The organism is Pseudarthrobacter sp. fls2-241-R2A-127 (genome assembly GCF_030209355.1).
Taxonomy (GTDB): Bacteria; Actinomycetota; Actinomycetes; order Actinomycetales; family Micrococcaceae; genus Arthrobacter.
This window is the reverse complement of record NZ_JARVSF010000004.1, coordinates 103,139-126,227: the sequence shown is the minus strand read 5'-3', so window position 1 is coordinate 126,227 and position 23,089 is coordinate 103,139. Positions and strand designations below refer to the sequence as shown.

At 66.7% G+C, this 23,089-nt stretch carries 20 protein-coding genes and 1 tRNA gene; 4 read left to right on the top strand and 17 right to left on the bottom strand.

Annotation, left to right across the window (positions count from 1 at the left end; genetic code table 11):
* Positions 1-70: 70 nt before the first annotated feature.
* The 16 genes from atpB to argS all read right to left on the bottom strand — a co-directional run bounded on the left by atpB (position 71) and on the right by argS (position 18,693).
* The gene (gene atpB, locus QRN53_RS02380) at positions 71-871 is read right to left on the bottom strand and encodes a F0F1 ATP synthase subunit A (RefSeq protein WP_285242425.1); all 801 of its coding nucleotides are present in this window, start codon (positions 869-871) and stop codon (positions 71-73) included.
* Positions 872-952: 81 nt separating this feature from the next.
* Positions 953-1,291, bottom strand: coding sequence for an AtpZ/AtpI family protein (locus QRN53_RS02375; protein ID WP_285242424.1), 339 nt, complete (start codon positions 1,289-1,291; stop codon positions 953-955).
* Entirely contained in the window at positions 1,284-1,766 is a 483-nt protein-coding gene (locus tag QRN53_RS02370) for a Cg1360 family ATP-synthase-associated protein (RefSeq protein WP_285242423.1), read from the bottom strand. Before QRN53_RS02370 ends, QRN53_RS02375 begins: the two co-directional genes overlap by 8 nt.
* Before the next feature lie 99 nt (positions 1,767-1,865).
* On the bottom strand, positions 1,866-2,891 hold the full coding sequence (locus tag QRN53_RS02365) for an MraY family glycosyltransferase (RefSeq protein WP_285242422.1): 1,026 nt from the start codon (positions 2,889-2,891) through the stop codon (positions 1,866-1,868).
* Positions 2,888-4,756, bottom strand: coding sequence for a polysaccharide biosynthesis protein (locus tag QRN53_RS02360; RefSeq protein ID WP_502934810.1), 1,869 nt, complete (start codon positions 4,754-4,756; stop codon positions 2,888-2,890). Before QRN53_RS02360 ends, QRN53_RS02365 begins: the two co-directional genes overlap by 4 nt.
* Positions 4,757-4,856: 100 nt before the next feature.
* Positions 4,857-5,819 carry a glycosyltransferase gene (locus QRN53_RS02355; RefSeq protein WP_285242421.1) on the bottom strand — a complete coding sequence of 321 codons (963 nt, stop codon included), beginning with the start codon at positions 5,817-5,819 and terminating at the stop codon, positions 4,857-4,859.
* Positions 5,820-5,825: 6 nt separating this feature from the next.
* A complete protein-coding gene (locus QRN53_RS02350; protein ID WP_285242420.1) occupies positions 5,826-6,737 on the bottom strand; it encodes a glycosyltransferase in 912 nt (303 codons plus the stop codon).
* A 1-nt stretch (position 6,738) separates the two neighbouring features.
* Positions 6,739-7,491: an L-threonylcarbamoyladenylate synthase gene (locus QRN53_RS02345; RefSeq protein WP_285242419.1), complete on the bottom strand. Its 753-nt coding sequence runs from the start codon at positions 7,489-7,491 to the stop codon at positions 6,739-6,741.
* Positions 7,488-8,381 (bottom strand): peptide chain release factor N(5)-glutamine methyltransferase, encoded by an 894-nt coding sequence (gene prmC / locus QRN53_RS02340; protein WP_285242418.1) that lies wholly within the window; start codon positions 8,379-8,381, stop codon positions 7,488-7,490. Before prmC ends, QRN53_RS02345 begins: the two co-directional genes overlap by 4 nt.
* A 13-nt stretch (positions 8,382-8,394) precedes the next feature.
* A complete protein-coding gene (prfA, locus tag QRN53_RS02335; protein ID WP_285242417.1) occupies positions 8,395-9,468 on the bottom strand; it encodes a peptide chain release factor 1 in 1,074 nt (357 codons plus the stop codon).
* A gap of 245 nt (positions 9,469-9,713) precedes the next feature.
* Positions 9,714-11,846, bottom strand: coding sequence for a transcription termination factor Rho (rho, locus tag QRN53_RS02330; RefSeq protein WP_285242416.1), 2,133 nt, complete (start codon positions 11,844-11,846; stop codon positions 9,714-9,716).
* Positions 11,847-12,143: 297 nt separating this feature from the next.
* Complete coding sequence (gene thrB, locus QRN53_RS02325; RefSeq protein WP_285242415.1) at positions 12,144-13,118, bottom strand: homoserine kinase; 975 nt, start codon at positions 13,116-13,118, stop codon at positions 12,144-12,146.
* A 2-nt stretch (positions 13,119-13,120) separates the two neighbouring features.
* Positions 13,121-14,227, bottom strand: coding sequence for a threonine synthase (thrC, locus tag QRN53_RS02320; protein ID WP_285242414.1), 1,107 nt, complete (start codon positions 14,225-14,227; stop codon positions 13,121-13,123).
* On the bottom strand, positions 14,228-15,544 hold the full coding sequence (locus tag QRN53_RS02315; RefSeq protein WP_285242413.1) for a homoserine dehydrogenase: 1,317 nt from the start codon (positions 15,542-15,544) through the stop codon (positions 14,228-14,230).
* Positions 15,545-17,023, bottom strand: coding sequence for a diaminopimelate decarboxylase (gene lysA, locus QRN53_RS02310; RefSeq protein WP_285242412.1), 1,479 nt, complete (start codon positions 17,021-17,023; stop codon positions 15,545-15,547).
* Positions 17,024-17,028: 5 nt separating this feature from the next.
* Positions 17,029-18,693, bottom strand: a complete 1,665-nt coding sequence (gene argS, locus QRN53_RS02305; protein ID WP_285242411.1) for an arginine--tRNA ligase — start codon at positions 18,691-18,693, stop codon at positions 17,029-17,031.
* Positions 18,694-18,836: 143 nt separating this feature from the next.
* On the opposite strand from argS, the gene QRN53_RS02300 reads away from it, so the two are divergent.
* From QRN53_RS02300 to QRN53_RS02285, 4 genes are all read left to right on the top strand, one after another.
* Positions 18,837-19,358, top strand: a complete 522-nt coding sequence (locus tag QRN53_RS02300; RefSeq protein WP_285242410.1) for an FMN-binding protein — start codon at positions 18,837-18,839, stop codon at positions 19,356-19,358.
* 3 nt (positions 19,359-19,361) lie between these two features.
* Positions 19,362-20,234, top strand: a complete 873-nt coding sequence (locus QRN53_RS02295) for an FAD:protein FMN transferase (protein WP_285242409.1) — start codon at positions 19,362-19,364, stop codon at positions 20,232-20,234.
* Positions 20,231-21,802: a ferredoxin--NADP reductase gene (locus QRN53_RS02290; RefSeq protein WP_285242408.1), complete on the top strand. Its 1,572-nt coding sequence runs from the start codon at positions 20,231-20,233 to the stop codon at positions 21,800-21,802. Before QRN53_RS02295 ends, QRN53_RS02290 begins: the two co-directional genes overlap by 4 nt.
* A gap of 109 nt (positions 21,803-21,911) precedes the next feature.
* Positions 21,912-21,987 (top strand) — tRNA-Arg (locus tag QRN53_RS02285).
* A 53-nt stretch (positions 21,988-22,040) separates the two neighbouring features.
* On the opposite strand, the gene QRN53_RS02280 is transcribed toward QRN53_RS02285, so the two are convergent.
* Positions 22,041-22,991, bottom strand: coding sequence for a cation diffusion facilitator family transporter (locus tag QRN53_RS02280; protein ID WP_285242407.1), 951 nt, complete (start codon positions 22,989-22,991; stop codon positions 22,041-22,043).
* Positions 22,992-23,089: the final 98 nt, after the last annotated feature.

Here is a 23,089-nt window from a genome sequence, read left to right as displayed (position 1 = left end):
TGGGTTGCTTCATCCCCGCGAGGGGAATTCTGTATGGACCGTCGGGGACGTGCCGCCCCGCCGGCGTGCCTTAGTGGCTGTCGGCGTGGAGTGCGCCTTCGATGTAGATCGCGGTCAGCAGCGTGAAGACGTAGGCCTGCAGGACCATGATCAGGGCTTCAAGCATGTACATGGCGATCGCGCCGGCCAGGACCAGGAGCGAGGTTCCCTTCAGCAGGAAGTTCTCCTGCATGATCAGGTACTCGATGCCGGATCCGGCGATCATCACAATGAGGTGGCCGGCGAGCATGGTCGCGAACAGACGGAGGCTGTGCGTGACGGGCCGGACAACGAAGTTGGAGATGATTTCGATCGGGATGACGATCGGCAGGATGTACCACGGAACACCGGAGGGTACGGTGGCCAGCTTGAAGTAGCGCAGGCCGTTCTTCTTGATGCCGATGGCGATCCAGGTTACGTAGACCAGGCCGGCCAGCACATACGCTCCACCCACGTGCGAGAACGTGGGGAGCTGGAAGACCGGGATGGCGCCGTAGATGTTGTTGACCAGGATGAAGAAGAACAGGCTGAACAGCAGCGGGACGTACTTGATGAAGTCCCTGCCGCCGATGATGTCCTTGGCGATGCCGTTGCGGACGAAGCCGTAGGCGGCTTCGCCGGCGAACTGGAGCTTGCCGGGTACCAGCTGCTGCTTGCGTGCGGCCAGCACGAAGAAGACGGCGATAAAGACGACAGAGAGGAGGACCAGCAGCATCTGCTTGGAGAATCCTTCTGCGGCACCCCACGGCAGGATTGCCGGCAAATGCATTTCGTTAATTCCAGGAGGAGTGAACTCTCCTGAATCTTGGGCCGGGAGCGCAAGCGCGATCAACGCGTTTCCTCTCTGCAGTGTCCATCATTGGGCGTTGGGCGGGGTCCGGCAGCCTGACAGCCTGCTGTTCCCCCTGTGAAATTATTTGGCATTAGTGTTGCCGTCCTGGGACGGCCCGCTGGCAGCATGGCGATCACCAGCGTTTGTGCGAGAACTGGTAAGGCCATGCATATGGGAAAGGTAAAAACCTCCGACGGCTCCAAGCAGAGCGCCTGCGAGCACGATCCAGCGCGTTCCCCACACGTAATCCAGTCCCCACCCTATCAAACTCCAGACGATGATTCCGCCAATGATGTAGCTGAACACCGCCATTCCAGCGTTGTAGCCGCCGTCCGTCGAAGCCTCGGAATCACCGGGTGCGGAGCCGTTGGATCGGCGCTTGGCATTGGCTGCAGCGTCAGATTTCTTCGGGTTACGCATGGGTGGGTCCCTTCTCTTCCGGATCGTTGTAGATCTGGAGGCGGGCTTTGCTGAAGCCATGGATCTCGGCCGCCTGCCAGAGGACGACGGCGACCACGGCACCTATGACAAACCAGCGTCCATGCAGCCACGCCGGAGCCCCGACGACGAACAGAACGGCCGCGAAGCCAACCACTTTGATGAAGTAGGTGGCCACGAACACGCCAATCGCGCCGGACGGATTGCGGCGTCCCACGAAGTGGCCCACCAGCAGGCTGATTCCGAAGAACAGCATCACCAGCAGGCCGCCAAGGACACTGGACACCGCACCGCTGGCTCCATTCAGGAGCGCAGCAGGAATGGTGCACAGCACAAGTCCGGCGGTGGCGGCGATCGAACTGCGCTTGAGCAGGTTCAGCCAGAGCGAGGGGGTGGGACCCGAAGAGCCAACGTGTCGATGGCCGGACGCAGGTCCGGACTCGGCGTTGGAGGTCATTCGATCCCAATCGTCGGAACCCCATGGCTAAGCGCCAGGAGGCAAAGGGTGGAGGAGCAGCTTGGGCTGCCCCTAAATTCTACACGAGATAGAACATGGCTAGGTCACCGGCAGCCGTGTGACTTTGGACCTGCGGCGGCGGCGTCCGATCAGGTCCGGGCTGGCCAGGTAAAGGGCGAGGACGAGGGCCGTGCCGGCAACGCACAGGGCCACCACCGGCAAAGACGCGGTCGCGGCGACGAAGCCGAGGATGATGACGGCAACCGTGCAGGCAGTGACGGCAGCAGCCGACTGTAGGTGCGAAAAGCCAACGTCCGTGAGCCGCTGGTAGACGTGCTCGCGGTGGGAGGCGTACCAGCGCTCCCCCGCTTTGATCCGCCGCAGCAGCGTGTAGCCGGTGTCCGCGGCGTAAACCAGGATGGGAGAGAGGACATACTCCACGTAGACACCGCTGAGGAAGCCGGCCACTGCGAGGGCGGCCACGGAGGCGCCGAGCAGGTAGCTGCCGACGTCGCCCAGGAAAACGGAGCCGCGGCCCAGGTTCCATGGCAGGAATCCGAGGAAGGACATCGCCAGGACGGCGCCGCCCGCCGTGAGCCACGGCTGTTCGGCCAGCGCGCCGGCCAGCGCATAGGCAACGCCGGCGGTGACCCCGTGCAGGCCCGAGATGCCGTTGACGCCGTCCATGAAGTTGGCAATGTTGACGTACGCCGCAATCGCCACGGCGGCAAGCGGCAGCCACCAGAACGACTGGCCGGTCAGCACGATCAAAGCCACCGATCCGGCGGCACCAATTCCGAGCTGGGCGGCGGCGCGGCCGCGGATGGACAGGCCGCGCAGGTCCTCGACCCATCCGACGACGGCGCAGGCCACGATGATCACCAGGACGACGGCGGCCACGGACCTGTCAACGGTGACGACGCCCAGCAGCACAGCCGCCGCGTAACCGATGACGGTGGCGATCGCAGCTGCGACCCCCATGCCGCGGATAGTGGCCTTGACGTGCGATGAACGGGCGGACGGAACGTCCACCACCCCCATCCGGACCAGCCACGGCTTCACCGCGAACGGGAGCAGCAGGCTGGCCAGCAGGGTTACCACTGCGACCAGCACCAGCGGCGTCATGACGCAACCCTGATGGCGCCCGTGTCGTCGGCCTCGTCGTCGGGAATATCACTGATGCTGACGCCTTGTTCCGCTTCACAGCGGGCCAGCCAGACGTTGAGGTCGAGCTTGTCCGGATCCTGCTCGGTCGCCCGGGTGTGTGAAATCTTGGGGTGCAGCGGGCGTTTGTCCAGCTCGCCGGCGCCCACCAGTTCCTCGTGCAGCTTTTCCCCCGGCCGCAGTCCGGTGTAGATGATCTCCACGTTCTTGCCGGACATGGCGATCATGCGTTGCGCGACGTCGAGGATGCGGACCGGTTCGCCCATGTCCAGGATCAGGACGTCGCCGCCGGCACCAATCGCTCCGGCCTGGATCACCAGCTGGCAGGCCTCGGGAATGGTCATGAAGAACCGCGTGACATCCGGGTCGGTGACGGTGACCGGACCGCCTACGCGGATCTGTTCGGTGAAGAGCGGCAGCATGGAGCCGCGGCTGCCCATGACGTTGCCGAAGCGGACGGAGACGAACTTCTTTTGCGTCTGCCCGGCCATCCAGGCGGTCAGCTTTTCGGCAACCCGCTTCGAGTGGCCAAGGGCGGTGGTGGGGTTGGCGGCCTTGTCGGTGGAAATGTTGACGAAGTTCGACACGCCAGCCCGGCGGGCAGCGCGCAGCACGTTCAGCGTGCCGCAGACGTTCGTTTTCCAGGCTTCCACGGGGTACTGCTGCAGCAGCGGAGCGTGCTTGAGTGCTGCCGCGTGGAACACGACTTCGGGCCGCCGGTCCGCGAAGATCTCCTGGAGGGCTTCGCCGTCGCGGATGTTGGCCAGCACGGTATCGCGGCCGGCCAGCAGGCCGCGGCCGGTGATGGAAATCTGGGTCTGCTGCAGCCCGGTTTCGTCGTGGTCCAGCATGATCAGTTCGGCGGGGTCGAACTGCACGATCTGGCGGCAGAGTTCCGAGCCGATCGATCCGCCGGCGCCGGTCACCAGCACCCGCTTGCCCGTAATGTAGCCTGCAATCTCGTCGACCTTGATGTCCACGGGGCGCCGGCCGATCAAATCCTCGACTGCCACGTCGCGGAAATCGGAGAACCCCGCGGGCGCTCCGCTGCCGAGCATGTCCCGCAGCGGCGGCAGGACCAGCACGCGGACGTTGAGCCCGGCCACGGCGTCGGAAATGCGGCGCACCAGGCCGGCCTCGACGTGCGCGAAGGCCACCACCAGGACGGTTGCCCTGGTGCGCCGGATGATGGCGGGGAGGTCATCCCCGCGGCCCTGCACCTGGACACCGGAGAGGCGCAGGTGCTTCTTGGCGGGGTCGTCATCCACCAGGCCCACCGGGAAGTAGGGCGAGTCCGGGTCCTGCAGCATCCGTGTCACCAGGGAGTTGCCAAGGAACCCGGCGCCGTAGACCAGGGTGTTTTGCGCCCCGTCCCCGGGCCGGGTCTTGCTTTCGGCGTAAAGGCGCTTGGCGTAACGGGCGGCGCCCATGAACAGGCACGCGAACGGGAAGGCGATCAGGCCGACGCTGCGGCCGATGTTGATGGCCTCATAGAGGACCAGCAGGCTTGCGGTGATGGAGGCTGCCACGATGACGGTGACGAACACCAATGCCCGGGCTTCCTGGAAGCTTCCGAATGGATAGCGGCCCCGGTACAGGGCGAGCGAGTACCCTGCCAGCATCTGGACGACGACGGCGATGGCGGCGATGGCGAAGGCACCGGCGAACTGCTCCACCCGGATGCCCATCTCGTAGCGAAGCAGCAGTGCCAGGACGATGGCCACGACCCACGACATGGAGTCGAGGAACATCTGGATCCAGATCCAGAGGGCGGGCTTCTCGTCCCGTACTGCGGCGGGTGCGCGCGTTTCAGATTTTGTACTCAACAGAAGATGCAACCGACTTCCACTACCACGGCGGCCAGCGCCTTTTTTTAAAATGCCCCGCCGCAAAAACCGTCGGACGGCGTCGGGGCCTGGAACGATACTAGTCTCTTCGCCTTCCAGTTCCCGGATGCGCAGGCACCGGAGGCATGGGTTTCCAGTCCGTGTCCGCGAGGATCGATCGGGATTCACGCCATCCGCGCCACAGGGCGCCGGAGCCTTTGAGAGTGCGTTCCACCAGGACCAGCCGGGCTACTTCCTTCAGGAAGGTCAGCGCCGTCCCGGCCGCGAAGCCGGCCCGGTTGTACTTGCCGTACGACTTCAGGTAGTGCGCCACGTGGCCGCGGTTGCGCATCACGTAGCGTCGGCTGAGGTCGGAGGAATCATTGAGGTGGCGCAATCCCAGGTCCACCTGCCGCTGGGCGCGGACCTTCTTGATGACGAAGGCGTTGACGTACACCACCGGGGTCCGCTGCGCGGCGAGCCAGCCGTAGATGAGGTCGTCCCAGGTGATGAAGAAGCGCGGGTCCGGCAGTCCAATGTCCCGGGCCACCGTGGCCTTGACCAGCATGCCCTCGAAGTTTCCCACGTTGGTGCGGAATACGTCGGAATGCTTGAACACGTCCCGCGACACCGGCAGGAAAATGCCCAGCGATTCCACGAAGTGGTGCTGCCAGAAGAAGGGGTTGCCGTTGGCATCGTAACGGCGCCCGATCATGCAGGAGTAGTCGGGCGTGAATTTGTCCAAGGCGTCCACGGCGCCGGGGAGGACCTCGACGTCGTCGTCCATCAGCCACAGCCACTCGGCACCCGACTCCAGCGCCAGTTCGACGCCGCGGGAGAATCCTCCGGCGCCGCCCACGTTCCGGTCCAGCCTTTCGTACCGGATGGGCGGTCCGCCGGCGGAGATTGCCTGCGCTACGACGTCGGCCGTGTGGTCGGTGCTGGCGTTGTCCACCACCAGGACCTGCGCGGGGGCGCTGCCCGGCCGGGTGAAGGACTGGAGCAGGTTGCGGAGAAAGTCGGCCCGGTTGTAGGTGACGACGACGGCGTACAGGTTGTCCACGGCGGCCTAGTTCCTTGCGGACATCAGTTCCGCCGGCGAGCCGAAGCCCTTGCCGCGGAAGCCGGTGGAATAGGCGCCGAACCAGTGGGCGAGGCCCTTGAAGTCACCGGCCTTCAGGAAGTAGTACGGGAAACCGACGATGTCGGCGCTGAACCAGCGCAGGTTGCGGTACTTCCGGGTCAGGTAGCCACGGTTGCGGAAATAGCAGTAGCGCTTGAATTCGCCCTCCGGGATGACGGGGGTGATGAAGCCGCCGAATACCGGCTTCATCTCGGTCCAAGTGGCGGGGTGCTGTACGGCGACGGTGGCCAGCGTTCCGTATTTGAGGCCTGCCTTCTTCACCCGCGAGAGGAAGTCCACCTCGTCCCCGCGGATAAAGAACTTCACGTCGGGAATGCCGATCTTGTAGAAGACCTCAGTCCGGATCAGTGCGCCGTTGAAGAAGTGGACCATGTCCGGGAGATAGCCCATGGGCGCCAGCCGGGACCTGTCGTTGGTCAGCAGGCCGTTGATGCGGAAATTGAAGGAGAGCCGGTTGGGATCTGCGGTGGCGGCAACCAGCGGACTGATGATGTCCAGTTGGTGCTCGTCGGCGGTGCGGAGCAGCTCGGCCAAGCAGCTGGCGTCCTCCGGGTGTCCGTCGTCGTCCATCATCCAGATCCATTCCGCCCCGCTGGCCATGGCGGCCAGGATGGCGTACGCGAACCCGCCGGCGCCGCCGAGGTTTGCTTCGGAGCGCAGGTAGTTGATGTTGTCCGCTCCCACCGCGTTGACCACGTCGGTGGCGGGGACGGTGCCGGAGTCCACCAGGGCGATGGAATGGATGGGCGCCGTTTGGGCGGCCAGGCCTTGCAGGAGCAGGGCCAGCTCCTCGTGGCGGTCGAAGGTGACGGCTGCTACGGCGACTTTGGGCTGCATGTCAGTTTTCCGGAGCGGCGTCGGCGTTGTCCGCAACGCTGGCGTCCGGTTCACCGGCGGTGTCGGTGCCCGGTTCTTCGGCTGCCATCGGAATCTCGCCGAGCCCCAGGACACCGGGGACGTGCTCGCGCAGGCGGTCGAGGCTGACGGCCCCGTTGCGGACAACCCGGAGGATGGGGCCGGTGGCGTCCACGATGGTCGACGGGACGCCGGCTTCGCCTTCCAGCGGCCGCGGGCCGCCTTCCAGGTACACCTCGACGGAGTCTGCCAGCTGTTCGCGGGCCGCTGCCGCGGTCTGCGCCGCTGCCTGGCCGGTGCGGTTGGCAGAGGAGACTGCAAGCGGTCCGGTCAGGGTCAGCAGTTCCAGCGCTACCTCGTCAGCGGGCATCCGCAGCGCTACGGTGCCCTTGGTTTCGCCGAGGTCCCAGTCGAGCGAGGGCTGGGCGTGCAGGATCAGCGTGAGGCCGCCGGGCCAAAAAGCTTCGGCGAGCTTGCGCGCGTCGGCTGATACTTCGGTGGCAAGCCCGTCCAGGGCGTTGATGCGCGGGATCAGGACGGGAGGCGGCATGGTCCGGCTGCGCCCTTTTGATACCAGCAGCATGGTGACGGCCTGGGGCGAGAAGGCGTCCGCGCCGATCCCGTAGACCGTGTCCGTGGGGAGAACCACGCACTTCTTTTCGCTGATGGCACGCTGGGCGTGTTCCAGGCCCTGTGCCCGCTCGTCATCGATGGTGCAGTTGTAGGTTGTGGTCACTGGCCCATTCTTTCATTCCGTGGGGTCTGGTCCGCGAGGACGGCGCTGGTGGCGCGTTCCTTGCCGTTGAGGTCCAGGTGCGTACTGATGCTTGTCCAGGCGCCGGTCCGGTGGAGCATGGCGGCAATCCAGCCGGCCTGGACTTCGGCGTGTTCCATGACGAAGTAGCCCCCTGGACGAAGGAGCCGGGCAGCTGAGGCCGCTGCCGCCGTCGGAAGTTCCATGCCGTCCGCTCCCCCGCCGTACAAGGCCTCGGGCGGGTCGTGCAGGGCCACTTCGGGTTCATTCGGCGTGGCGGCCGCGGGGATGTACGGCGGGTTGGAGATGACGACGTCGACTGTTCCGTTGAGCTCCGGCAGCGCGTTCCGCAGGTCCCCCAGGACGAGGTTGACGCCGAGGGGTGCCAGGTTTTTCGCCGCCCAGGCGTGCGCAAACGGGCTGAACTCAACCGCGTGCACCTCGGCGTCTGGCACCTCGTGCGCGATGGAGCCGGCGATGGCGCCCGAGCCCGTTCCCAGGTCAACGATCCGGGGTGCCCGGATGCCCTTGACGTGGTCAATGGCCAGCTGGACCACGGATTCCGTTTCCGGCCGCGGGATGAAGACGCCGGGACCCACCGCCAATTCAAGGTAGCGGAAGTACGCCACCCCGGTGATGTGCTGCAGGGGCGTACGGCGGACGCGTTCGGACACCAGTTCGGCGTAACCTGCGGGTGCGGGCGTGTCGCCGAGCATCAGGGCGCGGAGGCGTCCCAACCCGACCTTCAGGAGGTGGTCTGCCAGCAGCTCGGCGTCGGCCCGCGGACTGGGGACACCTGCCTCGGCCAAGCGGTCCGCGGCCTCGCGGACCGCTTGGGCCAGGGACTGGGCCACGTGGGTGGGCTCACTCATGGGTTGGGCCCCGTCAGTCGCCGATGGCGTCCAGCCGCGCCTGTTCGTCCATCTCGATGGCGGACTGGATGACGGGTTCAAGGTCGCCATTCATTACCTGGTCCAGGTTGTAGGCCTTGTAGCCGGTCCGGTGGTCGGCGATCCGGTTTTCCGGGTAGTTGTAGGTGCGGATGCGCTCGGACCGGTCCATGGTGCGGATCTGCGACTTGCGCTGGGCCGAGTTCTCGGCATCGATCTGCTCCTGCTGGTGCGCCAGGATGCGGGCGCGGAGCACGCGCATGCCGGCTTCGCGGTTCTGCAGCTGGGACTTTTCGTTCTGCATGGCCACCACGATGCCGGTGGGAAGGTGCGTGATGCGGACGGCTGAGTCTGTGGTGTTGACCGACTGGCCGCCGGGTCCGGAGGAACGGTAGACGTCGATCTTGAGGTCATTCTGGTTGATCTCGAGCTCTTCGGGCTCATCGACCTCGGGCAGCACCAGCACGCCGGCAGCGGAGGTGTGGATGCGGCCCTGGGATTCGGTCACCGGCACGCGCTGGACGCGGTGCACGCCGCCTTCGAACTTGAGCCGGGCGTAGACGCCTTCGGCGGGGTCGTTGGAGTTGCCCTTGACGGCCACCTGGACGTCCTTGTACCCGCCGAGGTCGGATTCCGTGGCGGAGATGATTTCGGTCTTCCAGCCGCGGGACTCGGCGTACCGGGTGTACATGCGCAGCAGGTCGCCGGCGAACAGGGCGGCCTCGTCGCCGCCTTCACCGCCCTTGACTTCGAGGATTACGTTGCGGGCATCGTCCGGATCGCGGGGAATCAGCAGGCGCCGCAGCTTGGCGGCAGCAGTTTCCAGCGAGGCTTCCAGTTCAGGCACCTCTGCTGCGAACTCGGGGTCTTCGGCAGCCATCTCCTTGGCCGCGGCAAGGTCATCCCGGATGCCCTCCCACCGGTGGTAGGCCTCGACGATGCCATTAAGCTGAGCCGACCGCCGTCCCAGCTTCCGGGCAAGCCGCTGGTCAGCATAAACAGCAGGATCCCCCAGCTGCGCCTGGATAGCGTCATGCTCATCAAGCAGGCCCTGTACGGACTCAAACATCTATAAACCTCTTTCGTTCTGTGCCTAGTTTAGTCAGGCACAGGAATCCATTCCCAAAGCGTGCGCGACACCCGGTGAGCCGGCGCCGGCCGCGCGGATTTTCCGTCCCGGGAGTGGCATCGGGCCTGCCGGAGCGTGGCGGCTCACGTCCGTCAGGACTGAGCCGCCACGCGAAGGGGCGGGGGCGGAAAATCCGCGCGGCCCCCAAGCCACGGGATTTTCCGGCACCCCGCCCCTAAACTCAGCTACTTGTCGTTATCGGACTTCGCACCAAGCGTCGTCTTCTGCACCTGCATGAGGAACTCGACGTTGCTCTGGGTTTCCCGGATCTTGTTGGTGAGCAGTTCAAGGCTCTGCTGCGTTTCGAGTCCGGAGAGGACGCGGCGCAGCTTCCACATGATCTTGACTTCCTCGGGCGAGAGCAGGTTCTCCTCGCGGCGGGTACCGGACGCGTTGACGTCCACGGCCGGGAAGATGCGCTTGTCAGCCAGCTGGCGGGACAGGCGCAGTTCCATGTTGCCGGTGCCCTTGAACTCTTCGAAGATGACCTCGTCCATCTTGGAGCCGGTCTCGACGAGCGCGGTGGCCAGGATGGTGAGCGAGCCGCCGTTTTCGATGTTGCGGGCGGCGCCGAAGAAGCGCTTGGGCGGGTACAGGGCTGCGGAGTCCACACCACCGGACAGGATACGGCCGGAGGCCGGTGCTGCCAGGTTGTAGGCGCGGCCAAGGCGGGTCATGGAATCCAGGAGGACCACCACGTCCATGCCCATTTCCACGAGGCGCTTGGCGCGCTCGATGGAGAGTTCGGCCACTGTGGTGTGGTCGTCGGCGGGCCGGTCGAAGGTGGAGGCGATGACCTCGCCCTTGACGGTGCGCTGCATGTCCGTCACTTCTTCAGGACGTTCGTCAACGAGCACCATCATGAGGTGGACCTCAGGGTTGTTGGTGGTGATGGCGTTGGCGATGGACTGCAGGATGAGCGTCTTTCCGGCCTTGGGCGGGGAGACGATCAGGCCGCGCTGGCCCTTGCCGATCGGGGCGACCAGGTCGATGACGCGGGGACCGATCTTCTTGGGGTCGGTCTCGAGGCGCAGGCGCTCGGACGGGTAGAGCGGCACCAGCTTGGCGAACTCGACGCGGTCCTTGAGTTCTTCGGCGGTTTTGCCGTTGACGGAGGTGACGCGGACCAGGGCGTTGAACTTCTGGCGGTTGGACTGCTGGTTGCTGCGGTCTTCGCCTTCGCGCGGGGCGCGGATGGCGCCGACGACGGCGTCGCCCTTGCGCAGGTTGTACTTCTTGACCTGGGCGAGCGAGACGTAGACGTCGTTGGGGCCGGGCAGGTAGCCGGACGTGCGGATGAACGCGTAGTTCTCCAGGACGTCCAGGATGCCGGCGACCGGAAGCAGGACGTCGTCTTCGGTGACCTCGACGTCGTCGACGTCCGGTCCCTGGGTGCGCCCGCGGCGGCGGTCGTTGCGGTCGCGGAAGCGGTCGTTGCGCGAGTTGTCCCGGTCCTGGCCGCCGGAGCGGTCGTTGCGGTCGTTCCGGTCGCGGCGGTTCCGGCGGTTGCGGCGGCTGCCGCCGTCGGTGTCGTCGTTGTTGTCACGGCCGCTGTCGCGGTTGCCGTCACGCTGGCCGGCGTCGCGGCTGCCGGCGTTGTCCCGGCCGCCGTCGGAATCCCGGGAGGTGGTGTCGCGGCCGCCGCGGGTGCGGCCGCCGTCACGGCGATCGCTGCGCTGGCCGGCGTCACCGGAGTCGGCTGCGGGAGCTTCAGTGCGCTGCTCGCCCGCACGCTGCTCCGTGGCCGGCTGCTCTGCCGGGGTTTCCACCGGAGCTTCCTGGACGGAGGCGGCAGCGGCCTCGCTGCGGCGGCGGTTGCGGGTGCGGGGCTGGCGGCGCTCGGTGGCGCCTTCCGCGCCTTCGGTGGTTTCGGAAGAAACGGCCGACGGCGCTTCGGCGGCAGGCGCAGCAGCAGCCGTTTCGACAACGGAAGCCGTGGCTGCCGGCGCAACCACGCCGTCGCTGACGGCGCGGCGGCTACGGCCACGCCCACGGGCCCGGCTGCCTTCTGCGGCGGGGGCCTCTGCGGCGGAAGCTTCCGGAGCGGCCGCCGGGGCGGCTGCGGTCTCGGGGGCCTTGACGGTTGCCTTGGCCGGGGCCTTGGCGGTGAGGGTTCCGGCGCGGTGGGCGGAAATGGCCGAGACCAAGTCCCCCTTACGCATGCGGGAGCCGCCGGAGATACCGAGCTGGCTGGCGAGGGCCTGCAGCTGGGCGAGCTTCAGGCCTGCAAGGCCGCTGCTCTTGGCGGGTGCAGCCGATGATTCGGCAGCAGAAGTTGTGTGTTCCACAGCTGGTGACAGCTCAGTGGTTTCGGTCACGAAGGATCCTTCCCCCTCGACGGCGCCCAGACGAGGAGCTGGACGCGATGATTTGATCTGGGCTGCAGTTCAGATCTGCAGCCGGGATTTTTCGGCCTTGCCGGTTGGATTTCGGCCAGCAGGGCCGGATACTGATTCACCTTGCGCTGCACTCATGGAGCAACACCGGGCTGACGGTTCAGGGGCAGTTGGATGCTGCAATTTCCTGCGACAGACCAAGCAGGCGGCACCGGAATACATTCACAGTCGGTAGATCAAAACAGCAACTGAATGCACGAGCAGATCAGATAGGCGGAATTACCGCCGGTGCAAGTCCACCTTAGCACCTTCAACGTCCACTGCGAGCTTCAGTACCCGCCAGCCGATATCCGGCGTGTTGTTTGCCGTGAAGGACTCAATGAAAGCCACCGCGTCCCCTGCTTGGGCCGCGCCGTTCGCCAGAACCAGGACGGTGGGGCCGGCCCCGGAGACCACTGCGGCGAAGCCGGATTTGCGCAGGGCCCCGATCAGGGCCGCACTGGGCCGCATGGCCTCTGCCCGGTAGCTCTGGTGCAGGTAGTCTTCGGTGCCCGGGAGCAGGTATTCCGGCTTTTGGGTAAGAGCATGGATCAGCAAGGCCGCCCGCCCGGAGTTCATTGCGGCGGCGTGGTGTCCCACTGACACAGGGAGGAGGGCGCGGGCGGCTTCCGTGGACAGTTCGAAGTCCGGCACGGCGACGACGGGGATGACGTCACCGGCCACGGTGGCACTGGTGCTGCTGTACTGCTCACTGTCCTGCCATGACAGCGCCAGTCCGCCGAATATGGCGGGTGCGACGTTGTCCGGATGGCCTTCGATTTCACTGGTGAGCTGGAGGATCCAGTCCTTTCCGCGCCGGCTGCCGGCGGGCACCATGGCGTTGGCAGCGGAGACGGCGGCCACCACGGCAGAGGCGGAGGAACCAAGCCCCCGCCCGTGCGGGTTCACGTTCTGGGCAGTCACCTTCAGGCCGCCGTGGCGGTATCCCAGCCGACCAAACGCTGCGTCCATGGCACGGATGACCAGGTGGCTGGCATCGCGGGGCAGCGTTTCGGCACCCTCGCCGTGCAGCTCGAACAAGAGTTCGTCCGTGTCCAGGCTTTCCACGGTGAGGGTGTCGTGCAGGGCCAGGGCAAGCCCCAGGCTGTCGTAGCCGGGGCCAAGATTGGCCGACGTCGCAGGGACGCGGACGGTGACGCGCTGGCCCGGCTCGATGAGGTGCAGTCCGACGGCGGCCTGCGAGGTGGTGTCCAAGGCTACTTTTCTTCCAGTCCCAGCTCAGCGGCAACGGTGACGACGTCGTTGGGCACCTTGACAGGCTGCACGTCGCTGCCGTCCTCGGTGCGAAGGGCCCACTGCGGGTCCTTGAGGCCGTGCCCGGTGACGGTGATGACGATGGTCTTCCCGCCGGGGACTTCACCTGCGGCATGCTTCTTGAGCAGGCCAGCCACGCCTGCTGCGGAGCCGGGCTCCACGAAGACGCCTTCTTTTGCGGACAGCCAGCGGTGTGCGTGCAGGATTTCCTCGTCCGTGACGGCGTCTATGAGTCCGCCGGACTCGTCACGCGCGCCGACGGCGCCGTCCCAGGATGCGGGGTTTCCGATGCGGATGGCGGTGGCAATGGTGTCCGGCTCGGTGATCGGGTGGCCGGCGACGAAGGGGGCCGCGCCGGCTGCCTGGAAGCCCCACATGGCAGGCGTCTTGGTGGAGACCGCCGGCAGCGTCCCGGCAGTTTCCGATTCAAAGGGCGCGGAGTACTCCTTGTAGCCCTTCCAGTAGGCGGTGATGTTGCCGGCGTTGCCCACCGGCAGGACGTGGATGTCCGGTGCGTCGCCCAGGGCGTCCACCACTTCGAATGCTCCGGTCTTCTGGCCCTGGATACGGGCAGGGTTGACCGAGTTGACCAGGAAGACCGGGTAGGACTCCCCCAGCTTGCGGGCGATGTCCAGGCAGTTGTCGAAGTTGCCGTCAACCTGCAGCAAGGTGGCGCCGTGCGCGATGGCCTGGCTGAGCTTGCCCATGGAGATCTTGCCTTCGGGCACCAGGACGGCGCACTGCAGGCCGGCGGCCGTGGCGTAGGCGGCCGCGGAGGCGGAGGTGTTGCCGGTGGAGGCGCACACCACGGCCTTGGCACCGGAAGCCACGGCGGCCGTCATGGCCATGGTCATGCCGCGGTCCTTGAAGGATCCGGTGGGGTTCATCCCCTCCACCTTCAGGTAGACCTGGGAGCCGGTGAGTTCGGAGAGTTTCTGCGCGTGCACCAGCGGGGTGCCGCCCTCGCCCAGGGTGATGACCCTGGTGGACTCCGTCACGGGCAGACGGTCAGCGTATTCGCGGATGACGCCGCGCCATTGGTGAGCCACTTAGACTCCTTCTACCCGCAGAACGGATGTAACTGAATTGATGACGTCCAGGCCTTTCACGGCCTCGACGGTGGCTGCAAGGGCAGCCTCGGACGCGCGGTGGGTGACGATCCGCAGCTCGGCCGACTCCACGTTGGATTCGGCGTCGCGGTGGATGGTCTGCCGCATGATTTCGATGGACACGCCGTGCTCGGCGAAAAGCTGGGCGATCCGCGCCAGCACACCGGGCTGGTCGGCGACGTCCAGGCCGATGTAGTAGCTGGTGGTTGCCGCCTCGATGGGCAGCGCCGGGACGTGGCCGGTGGTGGTCTCGGTGCGCTGCGGGCCGCCCAGGACCAGGCGTCGGGCAGCGGACACGAGGTCGCCCATCACGGCGGAGGCGGTGGGCGTGCCGCCGGCGCCTTGGCCGTAGAACATCAGCTCGCCGGCGTTTTCCGCCTCGATGAAGACGGCGTTGAAGGCGCCCCGGACAGCGGCCAGTGGGTGTTCCCGCGGCAGGAGGGTGGGGTGGACGCGGACGGACACGCCTTCCTTACCGTGGGAACCGGTCAGCTTCTCCGCGATGGCCAGCAGCTTGATGACAAAGCCGGCGTCTTTTGCCGCGGCGATGTCCGAGGCAGTGACGGCGGAAATGCCTTCGCAGTGGACGTTTTCCAGCGCGAACCGGGTGTGGAAGGAGAGCGACGCCAGGATGGCGGCCTTCGCCGCCGCGTCGTACCCTTCGACGTCGGCAGTGGGGTCCGCTTCGGCGTAGCCGAGGCGCTGGGCTTCGGCGAGGGCGTCGGCGAACTGGGCGCCGGTGCTGTCCATCTGGTCGAGGATGAAGTTCGTGGTGCCGTTCACGATGCCCAAGACCCGGGTGATCCGGTCGCCGGAGAGGCTGTCGCGGATGGGGCGGAGGATCGGGATGGCTCCGGCGACGGCGGCCTCGTAGGAGAGCTGGACGCCGGCTTTGTCTGCCGCTTCGTACAGGGTTGGGCCGTCCTGCGCCAAGAGTGCCTTGTTGCCGGTGACCACGCAGGCGCCGTTGCGCAGCGCGGTGAGGATCAGGGTGCGGGCCGGTTCGATGCCGCCCATCAGTTCAATCACCAGGTCCGCGTCCTTGACCAGGGTCTCGGCGTCGGTGGTGAACAGTTCCTGCGGCAGCTCGACGTCGCGCTTGGAGTTCACGTTGCGCACGGCGATGCCGCTGAGCTGCAGGCGCGCTCCGGCGCGGGCGGCGAGGGCGTCGGCGTCCTCCAGCAGGATCCGCGCAACCTGGGCCCCGACGTTGCCACAGCCCAGGAGGGCCACTTTCAGGGTTCGCATTTCCGTCATTCAGGCTCCCATGTCGCGGTTCAAAAGATCTTCTTCGGTTTCCCCGCGGACAATCAGCCGGGCAGATCCGTCGCGCACCGCGACAACGCCCGGCCGGGCCAGATAGTTGTAGTTGCTCGAGAGGGCCCAGCAGTAGGCGCCGGTCCCCGGTACGGCAAGCAGATCACCGGCTGCCACGTCCTCGGGCAGATATACATCTCTAACAACTATGTCGCCGCTCTCGCAATGTTTGCCCACCACGCGGGACAGCTGCGGGGCCGCGGCCGAGGTGCGGGAGGCCAGGACGGCAGAATAATCCGCGTCGTACAGCACCGGGCGGGCGTTGTCGCTCATCCCGCCGTCCACCGAAACATACCGGCGCGGATACGTAACGTTGTTGCCGCCGTCACCGTCACCGCCGGACCCCGCCGGAGCGTCCACGCGGACGGTCTTGAGCGTGCCAACCTCGTACAGGGTGAAGGTGGTGCTGCCTACGATGGCACGGCCGGGCTCGATCGAGATGCGCGGGGCGTCAATGCCCAGCTCGGCGCAGGTGGACCGCACGACGGCGGCCATCGCCGCCGCGATGTCCGCCGCGGGGCGCGGGGTGTCCACCGGCGTGTAGGCGATCCCGTAGCCGCCGCCGAGGTCAAGTTCCGGCATGGTGATGGCGTATTTTTCCTGCATGGCGGCCAGGAAACGGAGTAGCTTCTCGGCGGCCAGCGCGAAGCCGTCCGGTTCGAAGATCTGCGAGCCGATATGGCAGTGCAGGCCCAGCAACTCGATGCCGGGGTGCGCCGCGGCTGCTGCCACGGCTTCCTCGGCAGCGGAGAGGCCGGCTTCGTCGGTGGTATCCGTCGCCATGGACAGGCCGAACTTCTGGTCCTCGTGTGCGGTGGCGATGAACTCGTGGGTGTGGGCGTGCACGCCCGGGGTGAGCCGCAGCATCACCTTGGCCTGCTCACCGCGGGCCTGGGCCAGGGCGCCCACCCGGACCAGCTCGTCCAGGCTGTCCACCACGATGCGGCCCAGCTTCATGTCCAGGGCCCGGTTGATCTCGGCGTCGGACTTGTTGTTGCCGTGCAGCGCCACCCGCTCGCCCGCAATGCCGGCCCGGGCTGCCACTGCCAGCTCGCCGCCGGAGGCAGTGTCCAGGCGCAGCCCTTCCTCCTCCACCCACTTCACGACGGCGGTGCAGAGGAACGATTTCCCGGCGTAGTAGACGTCCACGCCGCCGCAGATGTCCGCGAAGGCTGCATCGAAGGAGTCCTTGAAGGCCCGGGCACGGGAGCGGAAGTCAGCCTCGTCCATGACGAACAGCGGCGTCCCGAACTGCTCCTTCAGGGCCTGGACATCCATTCCCCCGACCGTGAGGGCGCCGGCGCCGTTCCGGACCACGCTGCCGGCCCACATGGGCTCGTGCAGCGCATTGAGATCGGCCGGGACCTGCAGCCAATCAGGGGCGAGCGGGGACGCGGCGGTATTTGACGCTACAGACATGGCGGTTACATCCGTTCCGGCGCCGAAACGCCCAGCAGGTCAAGTCCGTTGGCGAGCACCTGGCTGGTGGCGTCGTTGAGCCACAGCCGCGTGCGGTTCAGGTCGGTGACCGGTTCCTCGCCCATGGGGGCGATCCGGCAGGCGTCGTACCAGCGGTGGTAGGCCCCGGCAATGGCTTCAAGGTGCCGTGCCACGCGGTGCGGTTCACGCAGTTCCGCCGCCTTCGCAACGATCGACGGGTAGCTGCCCAAGTAGGACAGCAGCTCGTTCTCCGTGGCGTGGTCCAGCAGTGACGCCTCGAAGCTGTCCTGGCCGTCCACCTGGCGTTCGACGCCGGCGGCCACCGCGTTGCGGGCAGCGCCGCGGGAACGGGCGTGGGCGTACTGGACATAGAACACGGGATTCTCGTTGCTGTTCTTCTTCAGCAGCTCGGGGTCCAGGGTCAGCGGTGAATCGGCCGGGAACCGGGCCAGCGAGTACCGGACCGCGTCCTTGCCCAGCCAGTCGATCAGGTCCTTGAGCTCGATGATGTTGCCGGCGCGCTTGGACAGCTTGGCTCCGTTGACGGAGACCAGCTGGCCAATCAGGACCTCGATGTTCACGTCGGGATCATCGCCCGCGGCAGCGGCGATCGCCTTGAGCCGGTTGATGTAACCGTGGTGGTCGGCACCCAGCAGGTAGATCTTCTCGGTGAAGCCGCGGTCCTTCTTGGACAGGTAGTAGGCGGCGTCGGCGGCGAAGTAGGTGGGCTCGCCGTTGGCGCGGACCATCACCCGGTCCTTGTCGTCGCCAAAGTCCGTGGTCCGCAGCCAGACCGCGCCGCCGTCGTCGAACACGTGGCCCTGTTCGCGCAGGCGCGCCACGGCACTTTCGATCGCGCCGGCGTCGTGCAGCTCCTGCTCGGAAAAGAAGACGTCGAACTCGACGCCGAAGTCAGCCAGCGTGGCCTTGATGTCCTTCATCTGGGCTTCATAGGCAGCGGCGCGGATGACGGGCAGCGCAGCCACCTCCGTCAGCTCGCGGATGTCCGGGTGGGCCGAGATGACCTCGTGGCCAAGATCGGCGATGTACTGCCCCGGGTAGCCGCCGTCCGGCACCGGAAGGCCGTGCAACCGGTTGTAGACGGAATGCGCAAAAGTGTTCATCTGCGACCCGGCGTCGTTGATGTAGTACTCGGCCGTGACATCGGCACCCGAAGCCCGCAGCACCCGTGCTATGGCATCCCCGAGCGCTGCCCAGCGCGTGTGGCCGATGTGCAGCGGCCCGGTGGGGTTGGCGGAGACGAACTCCATGTTGACGGTGTGCCCGGCGAGCGCGGTATTGGTGCCGTAGCTCCGGCCGGCCTCAACAATGGCCTTGGCCAGGGCTCCGGCGGCAGCGGCGTCAACGGTGATGTTCAGGAATCCCGGGCCCGCGATGTCCACCGCGGAAACACCGTTGATGGACTGCAGCCGGGTGCTGAGGATGGTGGCGAACGCGCGCGGGTTGGTTCCGGCCGGCTTGGCCAGCTGGAGGGCGATGTTGGTGGCCCAGTCGCCGTGGTCCCTGTTCTTGGGTCGCTCCACGCGCACCTCAGCAGGAATTGCTGATTCCGCAAGGGCGATTTCGCCGGCGGTGACGGCGTCCTTGAGGCAGGCGGATATGGCGAGGGAAAGTTCTTCGGGAGTCACCCCCCTAGCCTACCGGGGGCCGGTGACAGCAAAGAATTTGACGCCGGCCCGCCGCCGCGGCTGAACCTTTCGGGCGCATCCGGCGTTGTCCAAAGCGTAGCCACTGCCGCACGGCATGACCCCCGAGTGAAACGAGAGCCTTCATGAGACCCTCCACCCGCAAGAGCCCGTCCGTACCCGCAGGCCCGCCGGCAAACAACAGCGCCCTCCGCCGGACCCTCTATGCCGGAATCGCCGGGTTGTCACTGGCCGGAACCGTAGCCGGCTGCGCACCCTCGGCGGCCGACGCCCCGCCGGCGGGCAACGGCGCCGCCGGACGCACGTCCGCCGCACCATCGGGCGGGTCCACGGCACTGGCCGGCAGTGGTGGCAGCTACAAGGACGGCACGTACAGCGCGGACGGCAACTATGTCTCGCCCAACGGCACGGAGACCGTCGGCGTGCAGTTGACGCTGGCCGCCGGAAGAGTCACCGACGTGCAGATCACCCAGCACCCGTCCAACCCCAATACCCGCAAGTTCCAGGGCGAATTCGCCGGCGGCATCGCGGCGCATGTAGTGGGCAGGAACCTTGATGAGCTCAACGTTTCCAAGGTTGCCGGCTCATCGCTGACCAGCGGAGGTTTCAACCAGGCCGTGGGGAAGATCAAGTCGGAGGCGCAGTAGGCGGTGTCCGTCACGGACTGGGAGGGCTTTCCGTTCCAAGGGATTGGCACCGACTGGGAGATCTCCACTCCCCTGCTGTTGACGGCGCCGCTGCGGGCGCGGCTCCTGGACCGCGTTGAAAGATTCGACGCCGCATGGTCCCGGTTCAGGGCCGACTCCCTGATCGCCGGGATGGCGCGCAAGCCCGGGCGTTACCGGTTTCCCGACGAGGCCGCAGCGCTCGGCCGGCTGTATTCCACGCTGTACGGGTTGACCGGTGGCGCCATGACGCCGTTGATCGGCGGCAGCCTGGAGCAACTTGGATACGGTCCTGGCTACGCACTCCAACCGGCAGGTCCGCCGCTCCCCGCGCCCGCCTGGGAATCGGTGCTCAGCTGGTCAGGTGCCGACGTTGCCGCCCGCGAGCCGGTGGTGCTGGACATCGGCGCCGCAGGCAAGGGCCTGCTGGTTGACCTGCTGGCTGCCGAGCTGGAGGCTGCCGGCGCCGGCTCCTTCATCATCGACGCCAGCGGCGACCTGCTGGCCCACGGCCCCGAGCCCATCAGCGTTGCCCTCGAACACCCTTACAACCCGGAGCAGGCCATCGGCGTCGTGGAGCTGGCCGGGCGCGCCCTGTGCGCTTCCGCAGCCAACCGGCGCTCCTGGGGCGACGGACTGCACCATGTGCTTGACGGAACAACCGGGTGGCCGGTCCGGACCGCCGTCGCCACCTGGGCAGTGGCGGACACCGCGATGCTGGCCGACACCCTGGCGACGGCCCTCTTCTTCGTGCCGGGCACCGCTCTCCAGGAGGAATTCGACTTTTCCTGGCTGACCGTCTTTTCCGACGGCAGCGCCGCCTACTCAGCCGCTTTCGAAGGGACACTCTTCTCATGAACCCCGTGGAAACACCGCCGGCCGGTCCGCGTCCGGCACTGGCCGGCAGGGTGGGCACAGCCGTGGGCAAACTCACCATGTACCGCCTGATCCTGCTGGTCCTGGCCGTCCTTGCCGCCTACAGCCTGCTCCTGGACGTGCTGGGCCGGCTGGAGTTCGGCATTCCGGAGATGCTGGCGCACCTGGTACTGTGCCTGATGCTGACCTATGCCACCAACCGGGGGCTGGCAGCGCTTTTCCGCGTGAATCCCCATTCGGAATCGTCGCTGATCACGGGACTCCTGCTGTATTTCCTGTTCTGGCCGTCCGTGCAGCCGCTGGACGTTGCGGGGGTGGCGCTGGCGTGCGTCCTGGCTTCGGCGTCGAAATATGCCCTGGCGTGGCGGGGGCGGCACATTTTCAATCCGGCCGCGGCGGGGGCTTTCGTCACCGGGCTCACCGGGCTGAACATCGCCACCTGGTGGGCCGCCACTCCTGCCATGCTGTGGCTGGTGGTTCCGGGCGTGGTGTTGGTCCTGTACCGGACCCGCAAGATCCTGATGGCGTCTGTATTCACGGCGGTGGCCACGGCCATCATCACCGTTGAACTGCTCCGTGCGGGCATGACAGCCGGCATGGGCGTCTACCAGGCCCTGGCCCAGCGGCCGGTGCTGTTCTTCGTGGGATTCATGCTCACCGAACCCCTGACCCTGCCTCCGCGGCGTTGGCAGCAACTGTCCCTGGCCGCCGTGGTGGGAATCCTGTTTGCCGCCCCTTACAATCTGGGAGCCTTTGCGAATTCGCCAGAGGCGGCACTGTTGGCCGGCAACCTCCTGGCCTTCATGGCCGGCCAGCGCGGCGCGGTCAAGTTGCGGCTCGCCGGCACCCGGCCGTTGACGCCCAGCACCACTGAGTTCTCGTTTGAACCGTCCAGGCCGGTCCGGTTCGTTCCAGGACAATACATGGAACTGGATCTACCGCACCGGAAACGTGACGGCAGGGGGCGGCGCCGGGTGTTCAGCCTGACGGGCTCCCCGCGCGACCGGCTGCTCCGGTTCGGGGTCCAGACAGCCGGCCCGGTGTCCGGGGCCAAGAAGGTGCTGCTGGACCTGAGCCCGGGCGATGAAGTCACTGCCACGTCGGTGGGCGGCGACTTCGTCCTTCCCCGCGATCCCCGACGGCCCGTCCTCCTGATCGCGGCAGGAATCGGCATCACCCCGTTCGTCTCGCACCTGTCCTCCGGGGGGCTGCGGGACCGGGATGCCGTCCTCCTGCTGCTGGCCCGCAGCGGCGACGAAGTGGCGTATGCCGACGAGCTGCGGGCCTCGGGCATCCGGGTCCTGGTGCGGGTGGCGGATGGCTCCGGGCCGCCGTCGGGGCTGGCTCCCGCACCTGCCGGATCCAAAGGTGTCGGCCAGGGCACTCCGGGTCAACGGCTGGACGGAGCCACGCTCACCGCACTGGTCCCGGATATTGCCGCCCGGGAGGTCTATGTGTCCGGTTCCCCGGCGAGCGTTGCCGCCCTGCGGCGCGCAGCCCGCAGGGCCGGCGCCCGGCGTGTCCACACCGATTCCTTTTCCGGCTACTGAGGGCCCCGCCGCCAGCGCAAAGTGTGCCGCCGAGGACGGTTTTCCCTTGCGGGCCACCTTCCTGCTAAGCTCTAGGACGTCCCGCCGGCAACGGCAGGACATCCGGATTGCCCTCGTAGCTCAGGGGATAGAGCGTCTGCCTCCGGAGCAGAAGGTCGTAGGTTCGAATCCTATCGAGGGCACCACAGGAAACCCCGCCGCTTCAGTGAAGCGGCGGGGTTTTCCGTTTTTTGCCGGTTCAGAAATGCAGGGCGGCCTCGTCAGGTGTGGCCAAGGTCAGCACGGCTTCCTCCACGGTTGCGTGGTCCTCAAGTTCGCGCTCGATCCGGCGCAGGGCCACGGCCACTTCGTGCTCAGGGTGGTCGCCCTGCAAGTCCACGGCGGCAACGAGGTAGAGCTTGCGGGGCCCGACGAATTCAAGGTGCAGATACGTGAGCCTGGCGATGTCCTGGTGCTCCAGGATCCGCCGTGCCATGGACCGTTCGATGTCCGGGGTGACGCCCTGGCCGACGAGGAAGCGACGGTTGCGGTCGATCAGGAGGACGGCGACGACGGCGAGCAGCACCCCCACGAAGATGGAACCGATGGCATCGGGCAGCGGCGAGCCGGTGACCTGGTGCAGGAACACGCCAATAAAGGCCACGACAAGTCCGATCAGCGCGGCCGCATCCTCCGCGAACACGGCCCGCAGGGTGGGGTCGGAGCTGATAAGGACCTGCTCCAGGGTGTGCCGTTCCAGCTCGTGGGCCGCCTTCCGGGTTTCCCGGAAGGCCTGGATGAAGGAAATCCCTTCGAAAACGAAAGCGACGGCCAAGACCACGTAGGCCACCATGAAGTCGGCCGCGGGCTCGGGCTTAATGATCTCCTGGATCCCGTGCATGATCGAAACCACCGCACCGGCGGTGAATAGCCCAAAAGCCGCGAACATCGACCATACATACGCTTCGCGTCCGTAGCCCATGGGATGGCCCTTGTCGCGGGGCCGGGCGGACCGCCGCTCCGCGAAAAACAGGAACACCTGGTTTCCGGTGTCCGCCCAGGAATGCGCTGCCTCCGCGGCCATCGAGGCCGATCCGGACAGGACAGCCGCCACCGATTTGGCGGCCGCCACGAGGATGTTGGCCGCGAACGCGATAATAACCGTCAGCAACGTGGAACTGGACTTGGATCGCTTTTCGGTTTGCGCCATGCGCCTACCGTACCCAACCGCCGGGCTTCCGGACGCCGGCGCGGCCCATCAGGTCCGGTTCCGTGCCTGCAGCCGATTGTCACTGCCCGCTCTTAGGC

What these genes read in the sequence shown, in the direction of transcription:
- QRN53_RS02375 (WP_285242424.1), bottom strand. Translation starts at nt 1,291, where the DNA reads ATGCGTAACCCGAAGAAATCTGACGCTGCAGCCAATGCCAAGCGCCGA.
- QRN53_RS02370 (WP_285242423.1), bottom strand. Translation starts at nt 1,766, where the DNA reads ATGACCTCCAACGCCGAGTCCGGACCTGCGTCCGGCCATCGACACGTT.
- QRN53_RS02365 (WP_285242422.1), bottom strand. Translation starts at nt 2,891, where the DNA reads ATGACGCCGCTGGTGCTGGTCGCAGTGGTAACCCTGCTGGCCAGCCTG.
- QRN53_RS02350 (WP_285242420.1), bottom strand. Translation starts at nt 6,737, where the DNA reads ATGCAGCCCAAAGTCGCCGTAGCAGCCGTCACCTTCGACCGCCACGAG.
- prmC (WP_285242418.1), bottom strand. Translation starts at nt 8,381, where the DNA reads ATGAGTGAGCCCACCCACGTGGCCCAGTCCCTGGCCCAAGCGGTCCGC.
- prfA (WP_285242417.1), bottom strand. Translation starts at nt 9,468, where the DNA reads ATGTTTGAGTCCGTACAGGGCCTGCTTGATGAGCATGACGCTATCCAG.
- QRN53_RS02315 (WP_285242413.1), bottom strand. Translation starts at nt 15,544, where the DNA reads ATGACGGAAATGCGAACCCTGAAAGTGGCCCTCCTGGGCTGTGGCAAC.
- lysA (WP_285242412.1), bottom strand. Translation starts at nt 17,023, where the DNA reads ATGTCTGTAGCGTCAAATACCGCCGCGTCCCCGCTCGCCCCTGATTGG.
- QRN53_RS02300 (WP_285242410.1), top strand. Translation starts at nt 18,837, where the DNA reads ATGAGACCCTCCACCCGCAAGAGCCCGTCCGTACCCGCAGGCCCGCCG.
- QRN53_RS02290 (WP_285242408.1), top strand. Translation starts at nt 20,231, where the DNA reads ATGAACCCCGTGGAAACACCGCCGGCCGGTCCGCGTCCGGCACTGGCC.
- QRN53_RS02280 (WP_285242407.1), bottom strand. Translation starts at nt 22,991, where the DNA reads ATGGCGCAAACCGAAAAGCGATCCAAGTCCAGTTCCACGTTGCTGACG.